Raw genomic sequence first — 1,396 nt, 5'->3', positions numbered from 1 at the left:
GGGGCACCTTATCCCCTACCAAAATGGCCAGATAGAAATTTCGATTGTGATTACCTCAAAAAACACCAATTATTTGCATCATAATGATGCAATAACCTCAAATTACGGATGGCACGGAAACCAACTATTGCAGACCTCGCCAAGGCGACAGGCCTCGGCGCCGCCACGGTCGACCGTGTTCTGAACGCGCGCCCGAACGTGTCCGCGCGCGCCCGTAAGCGCGTGGCAGAAGCCGCGCACCAATTGGGCTATCCCCTACCCAAGCATCTCGAAGATGACCGGCGCGACATGCGGCCAGACCTGTCCCTCGGCTTTGTCCTGCACAAGAAAAGTCAGCATTTCTATCAGCGCTTCGCCCATCAGATCGAAGCTGCCTGCGCCGCGCGCCATGATACGCGGATCACCTGTTCGATCCGGTTCTCCGCCTCCCAGTCGCCCGAGGATTTCACCCGCGAAATCCGAACTTTGGCGGATCGATGCCAAGCCATCGCCGCAACCGGCGTGAACCATGTCAGCCTGACCAACCTCAGCGCCGAGCTGGCCGCCCGCCACATCCCGTTGTTCTCGTTGCTGAACGATTTCACCGGTGCCACAGGGCGCGGCTATTTCGGCCTCGACAATCTAAAGGCGGGGCGAACGGCGGGATGGATGATGGCGACACGCCTGCAACGCCCAGCCAAGGTCGCGGTCTTTGTGGGCGGCACCCGTTGGCATGGACAGGCCATGCGCGAAACCGGGTTTCGATCCTACTTGCGCGAATACGCCCCCTCCATCGATGTCCTCGACACGGCAATCAACCTTGAGACCCGCCAATTGACGTATGAAGCAACGCTCGACCTGCTGACCCGCGTGCCCGATCTGGACGGCCTTTATGTCGCGGGTGGCGGGATGGAAGGCGCCATCGCCGCGCTTCGCGAAATGCGCCCCTCGGACAAGGTGACGCTGATTGTCAACGAACTGACACCCGAAAGCCAGCGCGGCCTGTCCGACCGATATGTCGCGATGGTGATCGCCACGCCGCTGGATCATCTGTGCAGCGAACTTCTGGACCGGATGACTGCCGCGATCCTTAGACCGGATGAGCCGTGGCGTGGTGCGCCAAGACTTGACCAACGGATCTACCTGCCGGAATCTTTTTAGTCGCGCGCAGCGCCACAAAAGATCAGGATTTCGTGGCCTGCCGCTACCCCTCAACACTATTGGTGGTTTCGACGACACTAAATTGAATTTCCGCTATCTGTAAGCTGCAACGCAGCAAGTCATCAATCTAGGAAAGTCCGCAATAAGCTTATTTCGTTGAACAACTCCCCCTTGATCGCAGTGCTCTCGGCTGATTCACTTTCAGCATAGGGTTGGAGGATCGGCGATGATGGGACCGCGGCGGGAGGCGCAATCG

The 1,396-nt window shown here is 58.7% G+C and carries 1 protein-coding gene; it reads left to right on the top strand.

What is annotated here, in order from left to right:
* Nucleotides 1-108 precede the first annotated feature (108 nt).
* Nucleotides 109-1,140 carry a LacI family DNA-binding transcriptional regulator gene (locus ACN2XU_RS24185; RefSeq protein ID WP_419412891.1) on the top strand — a complete coding sequence of 344 codons (1,032 nt, stop codon included), beginning with the start codon at nt 109-111 and terminating at the stop codon, nt 1,138-1,140.
* Nucleotides 1,141-1,396: the final 256 nt, after the last annotated feature.

It is taken from the genome of Pacificoceanicola niger (assembly GCF_048553275.1).
Classification (GTDB): domain Bacteria; phylum Pseudomonadota; class Alphaproteobacteria; order Rhodobacterales; family Rhodobacteraceae; genus Pacificoceanicola.
This window is presented reverse-complemented; position numbering and strand designations above follow the sequence as displayed.

Excerpts from the sequence above, each read along its gene's own strand:
- ACN2XU_RS24185 (WP_419412891.1), top strand. The coding sequence starts at position 109 with ATGGCACGGAAACCAACTATTGCAGACCTCGCCAAGGCGACAGGCCTC.